Origin of the sequence: Nostoc cf. edaphicum LEGE 07299 (assembly GCF_015207245.1) — a bacterium.
GTDB lineage: Bacteria > Cyanobacteriota > Cyanobacteriia > Cyanobacteriales > Nostocaceae > Nostoc > Nostoc edaphicum_B.
Genome location: NZ_JADEXF010000090.1, coordinates 1 through 8,641 on the forward strand (window position 1 = coordinate 1; position 8,641 = coordinate 8,641).

8 protein-coding genes are annotated in these 8,641 nt (G+C 42.2%); 2 read left to right on the forward strand and 6 right to left on the reverse strand.

Translation table 11 applies throughout. The features are described from left to right. Window positions 1-583: 583 nt before the first annotated feature. Window positions 584-1,039 carry a tRNA (adenosine(37)-N6)-threonylcarbamoyltransferase complex ATPase subunit type 1 TsaE gene (tsaE, locus tag IQ229_RS04340; RefSeq protein WP_194041603.1) on the reverse strand — a complete coding sequence of 152 codons (456 nt, stop codon included), beginning with the start codon at window positions 1,037-1,039 and terminating at the stop codon, window positions 584-586. Window positions 1,040-1,100: 61 nt separating this feature from the next. Beyond that, window positions 1,101-2,531 carry a gluconeogenesis factor YvcK family protein gene (locus IQ229_RS04345; RefSeq protein ID WP_228013110.1) on the reverse strand — a complete coding sequence of 477 codons (1,431 nt, stop codon included), beginning with the start codon at window positions 2,529-2,531 and terminating at the stop codon, window positions 1,101-1,103. A gap of 175 nt (window positions 2,532-2,706) precedes the next feature. Here IQ229_RS04345 and ruvC point away from each other — a divergent pair, with 175 nt between their 5' ends. Then, complete coding sequence (ruvC, locus tag IQ229_RS04350) at window positions 2,707-3,198, forward strand: crossover junction endodeoxyribonuclease RuvC (protein ID WP_194041605.1); 492 nt, start codon at window positions 2,707-2,709, stop codon at window positions 3,196-3,198. 32 nt (window positions 3,199-3,230) lie between these two features. After that, window positions 3,231-3,368: a hypothetical protein gene (locus IQ229_RS04355; protein ID WP_194041607.1), complete on the forward strand. Its 138-nt coding sequence runs from the start codon at window positions 3,231-3,233 to the stop codon at window positions 3,366-3,368. Window positions 3,369-3,662: 294 nt separating this feature from the next. Here the strand turns inward: IQ229_RS04355 and IQ229_RS04360 are convergent, their stop codons facing one another. The 4 genes from IQ229_RS04360 to IQ229_RS04375 all read right to left on the reverse strand — a co-directional run bounded on the left by IQ229_RS04360 (window position 3,663) and on the right by IQ229_RS04375 (window position 8,334). Further along, a complete protein-coding gene (locus IQ229_RS04360) occupies window positions 3,663-4,979 on the reverse strand; it encodes a GTPase family protein (protein WP_194041609.1) in 1,317 nt (438 codons plus the stop codon). Between the two features lie 67 nt (window positions 4,980-5,046). Beyond that, the gene (locus IQ229_RS24805) at window positions 5,047-5,259 is read right to left on the reverse strand and encodes a hypothetical protein (protein WP_409339891.1); all 213 of its coding nucleotides are present in this window, start codon (window positions 5,257-5,259) and stop codon (window positions 5,047-5,049) included. A gap of 148 nt (window positions 5,260-5,407) precedes the next feature. Next, window positions 5,408-5,614 (reverse strand): addiction module protein, encoded by a 207-nt coding sequence (locus IQ229_RS04370; RefSeq protein ID WP_194041613.1) that lies wholly within the window; start codon window positions 5,612-5,614, stop codon window positions 5,408-5,410. Window positions 5,615-5,718: 104 nt separating this feature from the next. Next, complete coding sequence (locus IQ229_RS04375; protein ID WP_194041615.1) at window positions 5,719-8,334, reverse strand: hybrid sensor histidine kinase/response regulator; 2,616 nt, start codon at window positions 8,332-8,334, stop codon at window positions 5,719-5,721. Window positions 8,335-8,641 lie beyond the last annotated feature (307 nt).

The window sequence follows — 8,641 nt, forward strand, 5'->3', positions numbered from 1 at the left end:
GTATAGATTGTGAACTTAACTTGGGAATACTAAGTGTGAGAAAAGTTAAAATTATACATAAATTTATAATTGTTTAACTTTTTCTACTAGCATTCGCTGCTAAATAATCTAGATTCCATCTTTAAACCACAGTAGGGAACTAATCGGGTTCAATCGAAGCTGACTAAGTTCTCTCAAAACTCTTATTGACCCCAACAACAGTTTATTTGCACTTGCTCGATTCATATATCCCGTTTAGTTAAGAATGACTTTAGGTTTAATACTATTCGGATAATATAACTTCGCCTAGATTTAAGGGAGTGAAGGAAAAAATAGTCTCCCTTTTAAAAAAAGCCAGTGTATTGCGAACTTTCCTCAATTTATAGGGACAGGCGTCAGCTTTGCTGACTACCAGTTTTCTATTCAAGAAAAGCTGATTAAATATTTTTGTTTTAGTTGAGATAACAATGTTAGTAACTGACAGTGGCGAACGTGGTAGTGGCAGATAGGACGAGTGTAAACTTCTCTCTCGATTATTTGTAAGAATTTTTGAGTGTGGCGATCAAAAAATTGAAATCTCTCGTACTTAAGTCAGGAGATGAGCTTAAATCGCGGCAATGACTTTGCTAATGGCACAATTAAATGGTGTAAGTTCGACTTGACGAGTGCCTTCATGTCCATAAGTCAAACTCACGCTCAGATAACTATCTGGCTTGTAGGGCAATCGTTTTGCCCATTCAACTGCCACAATTCCTGGTATCACTTCAACACCTTCCCAGTAACTTTCTAAATTTAGGGTTGCAACTTCTTGCGGTTCTAAGCGATATAAATCCAGATGGTAAAGAGGAAAGCGCCCTTCCGTGTACTCATTAATCAGCGTGAAAGTGGGACTGACAATGGGTTCAACAATTCCTAAACCTTGACCAATGCCTTGAACTAAAGTAGTTTTACCAGCGCCTAAATCACCTTCTAGTAAAATTACACTGCCAGGTGTCAGGGATTCGCCAAGAGTAATACCTAAGCGCAGTGTCGCTTCTGTATCTGCAAGAAAAATTTTCATGATTGAGATATTGGGCATTACTGATTAGTCTAAACAAATGACAAATGGCAAATTTTAATCTTCACTTAATTTTGAATTTTGAATTTTGAATTTTCAATTCCCCGTTCGCATAGCGTCTTCGCAGGAGAAGCGACTGACTTCTACCGTACCACCGCAATAACACTTGTGCTAGTTTCTGCGGATTGTGACGTACAAAGCCTGTTTCATCTTCATATAAAACATTAGCTAGAACAATCCGTCGTCCTAGTTGAGCTACAGCTTCTCTATCGAGGAAAACGGGATGGGAGTTTTGTTGGGCGTAGCGGATAAGTGATTGCTCTGAAGGGGATTTTTTGTGTATTAATACAGCATCGAATAGTCGTCTTTGTCCACAAGCAGCATCAATTGCTCTGATGTGATCGGCAACAGTGTAGCCTTCAGTTTCTCCTGGTTGAGTCATGATATTGCAGATATAAATACGGGGGGCATCTGATTGAGCGATCGCATCGGCAATTTCTGGTACTAATAAATTAGGAATTAGGCTTGTATAAAGGCTACCTGGGCCAATAATGATATAGTCAGCTTCTTTAATTGCCTTAATAGCTGCTGGCACCGCCGGAGGATTAGCCGGAATGCAGCCAATTTTGACAATTTTACCACCAGCTTTGGGAATACTAGACTCCCCCTCAATACGACGACCATCGGTTAATTCTGCCCAGAGGCGAACATCACTGAGAGTTGCTGGTAGTACTTGTCCTCGCACCGCTAGCACTTTAGAACTGGCTGCAACTGCTTGTTCTAAATCTCCAGTAATATCACTCATTGCCGTTAAAAACAAATTGCCAAAACTGTGACCAGTTAACCCATCTCCAGCCCGAAAACGGTATTGAAACAATTCTGTTAATAACTTTTCTTCATCTGCTAGTGCAGCCAAACAATTGCGAATATCTCCTGGTGGTAGCACTCCAAACTCTTGACGCAAACGCCCAGAAGATCCACCATCATCGGCGACAGTGACAATTGCAGTAATATTAGCGCTGTAGGTTTTCAGTCCCCTCAACAACGTAGAAAGTCCCGTACCACCACCAATTACCACTATTTTTGGGCCTCGGTACAATCGACGATGAGCCAGCAAGACATCAATGAGTTCCTCTCCGCCTTCTGCTCTTAGTACCTTAGTAATTGAACCTACGGTGCGAGTTTGCCCCCAAAGCACCAACAGCAAGCCGCCAAGCAGCACCAAAGGCCCACTGATATAGTTCGGTAAGAGGTTGGTGATGACTCCCAAGAAACCTCTAACCAACTCAATCATCCAAAAAATTGGGGTTAGCTTAATCCAAATGGCTAACCCCAAACTTGCCAGCAGTACACCCCCAACACTAATTAACAACCAACGTTTTACCGATAGTCCAGGGGATAACCATTTGAACCACTGGTTAACCCGATAGGAAGTACGAGAGCGCGACTGCTTTTGCAGGGCGTTGAGGGCTTGTCTGAGAAAACCAATTGACATACCTGATTTGGAGCAGTGCTACAAACAATAATTAACAGAAAATCTACACCGCTTGGTTTAAAACACCAGGCGTGAAACTATTATATTTATCAATCCTATTAGACTAAGAGCAAGTCGTGAACATTGCCAGGATTTCTAGTTAAACAATAACCCTGGCTTGGTAAAAGTAAATTGAATGGAAAAACGAATTTTAGGATTAGATCCAGGACTGGCAATTTTAGGATTTGGGGCAATTAGCTGCACACAAAATCTCAAAAAGGTGCAGGAAACTACAGTAAATATGCTGGATTTTGGAGTAATTAAAACGTCAGCAGATGTAGAAATGGGACAGCGCTTATGTACCTTGTTTGATGATTTACACACCGTGATGGAGGAATTTAAACCAGATTTAGTGGCGATCGAGAAACTCTTCTTTTATCGGATGTCAAGTACTATCCTGGTTGCACAGGCGCGGGGTATAGTCATTTTAGTGTTGGGGCAGCGTCGTCTTCCTTATGTAGAGTTTACTCCGGCTCAAATTAAACAAGCTTTAACAGGCTATGGCAATGCTGATAAGTCAGAAGTGCAAGAAGCGGTGGCGCGGGAGTTGGATTTAGATGAAATTCCTAAGCCGGATGATGCTGCGGATGCTTTGGCAGTGGCTTTAACGGCTTCTTATCAGCTGTAGGTTTTCATCAAAGATTTGGGTTTCGGGACATAATGCTTTCTCTAAAAGCCCACGAACCATCACCAATACTGGACTCTCTTTCAGAAAACGCTCCAGAGCTAGTCCTGATAATGTTGCTCAATGCGATCGCCTACGGTGGGCGGTTACGCGATCGCAAAAAGTCTTGCTAAATAATTGTAATAATATTTAATATGAGTCTAGTACCGCAAGGCGGAAGTCAAAAGTTAAAAGTGTCAGGGAATAAGCTTTTTAGGGATCTGAAATGGTTGCTCTATTTACGCCGTGGCGTACTAGGTTTCTTGTTTCCCCCCTTAATAAGGGGGGACTAAGGGGGGTAAAACGTATGTGCTACAACCATGTGAGGTTAAGTTCACACCAATGGGCACTGCCGTGCCCCTACACCCCGCGATATAATGTTGTACCGCATCTGAATGAGAACTGCTATATTTAATTTCACCAGATGTCTAATAGCGTTTAATCCCCTTAAACCGTTCTTGCGCCGCTTTAAATGCTTCTTGCATCACCAATTGAATTTTTTGGGGATCGGGTTTCTTGCCTCCCATTAAATCGCCAAAGTAAACGCAGGCTGCTTCGCCTAGTGCCCAAGTATAGGCAGCTGCCCAAGAAGCAGCGATCGCACTTCCAAAACCTGGTATAAATTTAATTAACTCTCTGGCAATTGCCTGTGCTAAAAAACCACCTGCGATCGCACTCACAACGCCTCCCGCTTGAGATGGGGTAAGTGTCTGCCCATATAATTTACCCAACAATCCCACCATTGATCCTTGCAAAGCAGTGAGTACGGGCATTGTGGCAAATGGTAGAGGTACGGCGGCAAGAGTTGCAGACATAATCGCAAATGGCAAAATATAACGGCGTGCAGTATCTCGGTAAAGGTTGCCAATTTGCTTCCCAACTTCTTCTCGATCTAATAGCTGATAAATTGCCTGGGCTTCTGCTTGTGGGAGTAGTTCTGCTAAGGAATCTCGCAGTGCTTCTAACCCATAAAATACTTGAGTGTAGCCATCTTCTTCTAAGGTAAAGTCAATCAGTACAGAGCGATCGCTTATTCCTGCAAAGGCTTGTTGCATTGCGGCAAATGCGCGGTTGACTTCCTGATAATCTGGCGGATAGGTGGGATGATCGACGGTATCGCCAGGATAAACTTCGTGCAAGCAGGTAACTACCAGCAGACAGGGAATGTCTGGATACTTCTGGCGCAGTTGTTGAGCAATTTGTCGTAGGGTATCAGTTGCAAAATCATTAATTTTGACAGTCAAAAGCAGGATTCTGGCGGAACGAGTTTCCTGTTGTAAATCGCCAACTAACTCCTGAATAATTCTTTGAGTATCTTGTTTGACATCACCCAGCCCCACCGTATCAGTAAAAATCAGTAATGGTACCTCATTTGAAGGATAGGCATAGCGTTGGGTGTGTTGCGTGTGTGGGCGAAATCCTTGACCGACAATTTCAGCAGAAACTCCCGTCAATCCCCGCACAATGGAACTTTTTCCGGCTTGGGGTTTACCAATTAAGAGGGCTTCTGTGGTTGGCAGTTCGGCTCGGATTTTCTCTAAAATCTCTGCAACCTGAGTATCGCTCACACTAAACCATTCCACAACTGTCTGTGCCAGTTGTTCTACGGGTAGGTGTTGTGTTAGACGTGTTGTTGCTTTGTTCCACGCACCAGCAATCTGATTTTTCCAGGAATTATCGATCGACTTGGTAATCGTTTTGTCGGTTGGTTTACTCAATTGCTGAGAATCATGTTGCTCAGTCATTTCCATCTAAACGTAGAAGACCCTTTTTGTCATCTTATAGCGATTTTTAAAGGGATAACTAGTACCTTTAGTAGTGTTCCTGAGTATGAGTGATCGCGTTTTGGCTGACAATGCGATTGTTTCGACTGACAATGCGATTGTTTCGACTAACAATGCGATTGCATCGACTAACAATGCGATTGTTTCGACTAACAATGCGATTGCATCGACTAACAATGCGATTGCATCGGCTAACAATGCGATTGTTTCGACTAACAATGCGATTGTTTTGGCTGACAATGCGATTGACCTTTCAAGACGCGATAAATCGCGTCTCTACAATCTGGATTTTGTTGCTCATTCTGAACTGTATTGTCGCAAAATTTGCCCTCATCCCCTAACCCCTTCTCCGTATTCACTCAATGCTGCTGGATGAAAGACGTATTTCATTACTCCAAAAGTTGTCTTACTCTAGCTAACGCTTCCTCTCCAGGAATGGGTGAAACCGCACCGCTACGAACTTTATCTCTACGCTTCTTGGCTTCATCTGTCCACAGTTTTTGGAGTGTTTCGTCTACATCAAATTCAAGACTTTCAATCAGCTTTTCTGCCAACAATGTTCTCGCTGCACTGGGCAAAGTTAAGGCTTCTTTCACGATCTGCTCAACAGAAGTTTTTTTCTCCAACCAAACACTCCGTATATACCAAAAAACAATGACCAATGACTAATGACTAATGACTAATGACTAATGACTAATGACTACTTTATCAAATCAGCGATCGCCTTTACCAATACATCTGGATCTACTGGTTTGGAGATATGCATTTGAAATCCTGCGGCTAATGCTTGCTGCTGATTCATTTCTCCTGCATAAGCTGTCAGAGCGATCGCTGGTACGTTTCCTCCTTGTTCAGGGGATCGCGATCGCACTTCACGCATCAGCATATAACCGTCTGTTTTTGGCATTCCAATATCGCTAATTAAAACATCGGGTATCGACTCAGACAGCGTTTGTAGTGCTTCCTGTGCTGATGATACGGCGGTTACTTCTACACCGTAGTCTTGCAAAATAAAGGTAACTAAATCGCGGATATCTGGTTCATCATCCACTACCAAAATTTGAGTGTCCGCAAGCAGCGAGGATTCCGGCTCAGAATATGAAGACTGATTCTCTTCACCCCGAAACTGTTCACTTCTAAGCAAAAGCGGTAACTCGACAGTGAAGCTTGCACCCAATTCTTCTCCAAGGCTTTCGGCTTGAACATTTCCCCCATGCATTTCTACAACCTTACGCACGATCGCTAGTCCTAAACCTAGTCCACCAAATGTGCGTGTAGTTGTGCCATCAGCTTGACGAAAGTAATCGAACACATAAGGCAAAAAGTCTAGGCTAATTCCCTTACCTGTATCGCTGACCTGAATTTGAGCCTGATTACCAACTTCCATGAGTCGAACTTCTACCCGTCCTCCTGTTGGTGTAAATTTTACCGCATTAGAAAGCAAGTTCCACACGACTTGTTGCAACCGATTTGGATCGCCCATCACTTGTCCCAAATTGGCATCAAATATGGTCTGAATCTCAATTGACTTGGCTTGTGCTGCTAGTCGTACTGTTTCTAGCGCTGCTTCAACTACCATTACCAAGCTAACTGGACAGATATTCAAGTTTAATTTTCCTTGAAGGATGCGCGACACATCCAACAAATCTTCAATTAGCTGGGTTTGTAACTTGGCGTTGCGTTCAATGGTTTCTAAGGCGTGATGAGTAGTTTTTTCATCAAACTTGCGAGTCCGCAGCATTTTCGACCATCCCAGAACGGAGTTGAGTGGGGTTCGCAGTTCATGGGAGAGAACCGCCAGAAATTCATCTTTAATTTTGTTGGCGATTTCTGCTTGTTGTCGTGCTGTCTTTTCGCAGTCGAGTAGGCGATCGCATTCTTTTTCAGCCAATTTGCGCTCAGTTATGTCCAGTACAAAAGCAACACCGTTGTCTTGGGAGTCATTTAGCAAAGCTATCCCCAAAACAATTGGTACTCGTTTACCGTTGCGGTGAATGTATTCTTTCTCGTAAATTTTGGAAATTCCAGTGGTTTGCACCTCCAAAAGGGCGCGATCGTCTAAATCCTGATACTCAACAGGAGTAAGTTCTCTCCAATTAATTCGACCTAAAGTAGCAAACTCATCACGAGTGTAGCCAGCTAGTTGAAGAAAGGCATCATTGGCATCAATGATGAAACCATCTACAGTCCAAAAAGCGACTCCAATCAGGTTAGATTCAAACAAACGCCGAAACCGTGCTTCACTTTCGCGTAATGATTTTTCTGCCCGTTTGTGTTCGGTAATATCGCGAGAAACAGTAATTACGCCTTCAATAGCTTGGTCAACATTCCGTAATGGTGTGAGAATATATTCATAATAATGTACGTCATCACGAGTAACATATTTACACTCATCTTTAATCGGTTGCCCAGTTTTCATTACAGCAATTCGTTGATTCTCTACCTGGGTTATTAGGTCGGTGGGTAAATCCATTTCTGGCAAACTTTTGCCGACAATATCTTGGGGATTTAAACCTAGTATAGTTGCTCCATCACGGCTGACATACTGATAACAACCTTGGCGATTAAAGATATAAATATGATCGACTGAAGCAGTGAGGATGGCATTTAAAATATTTGCTTGTTCTTGAACTTGTGTTGTGAGTTCGCGAGTGCTTTCTTTTGCCTGCTTACACACAGTAGTTTCCATACAAACGCCGATCATTCGCACCGCTTGCCCTTGAGCGTTATAGATAAATTTTCCGTTAGCAGAGATCCAATGTGTACTTTGGTCTGAGCGAACTATACGAAATTCATCATTGTAGTCAGTCTTTTGTGTCAAAGCGTGAGCGATCCCTTGCATTACAGATTGGCTATCTTCAGGATGAACGCACTTCTTAAACGTCTCATAAGGACTATCAGAACTACTTGGAAGTAAACCAAAAAGCAGTTCATAATTTTCTGACCAGATGACTTTATTGGTAATAATATTCCAATCCCACAAGCCCATCTGGGATACATCTAGAGCTAGCCTCAGCCTTTCTTCACTCTCTCTAAGGACTACTTCTAACTGCTGACGCGCCGCAATTTCTTGTTGGAGTTGCTCTACAATTACTGCTATCTCTGTAGGCATGAGATGCACAGATGTTTCTTTAACTTTAATATAAGTATTTTCTGCTTCTACTGCCAGCTTTCTTTTTAGTTCTGTTAATTGTTCTTCAAGTGCTGCTTGCCTTTGTTGATAAAATATCTCTGATTGCTCTAACTCAGCTACCCGTTGCCGCAAAACTGCTAATTCATCAGTAAGTTGAAAGTTAAGTTTCTCAACATTTTGCATATTGTACACCGTTAATATTTAACAATATCGACTTGAAGAGTAGGTATTTCCTAGTACCGCAAGGCGGAATTAAAAATTGAAAATTAAAATTTAATACAGCGTGAGCGTTTGATTAATTATGCTTTATTAAGCAAAAACAATTTATATATTTCAGCCGAAAGGTATATATGAGTTTTGATAACTGTAGGGTAAGCACTGCCAAAAATTCAAAATTGGGCTTTTTTACATCGGTCAGTTAATAGTGCCCACCCTAGAAATAATAGCTAGATAGCTAAATTAAAATTTATTTCTTCAATCGGATGAAAGC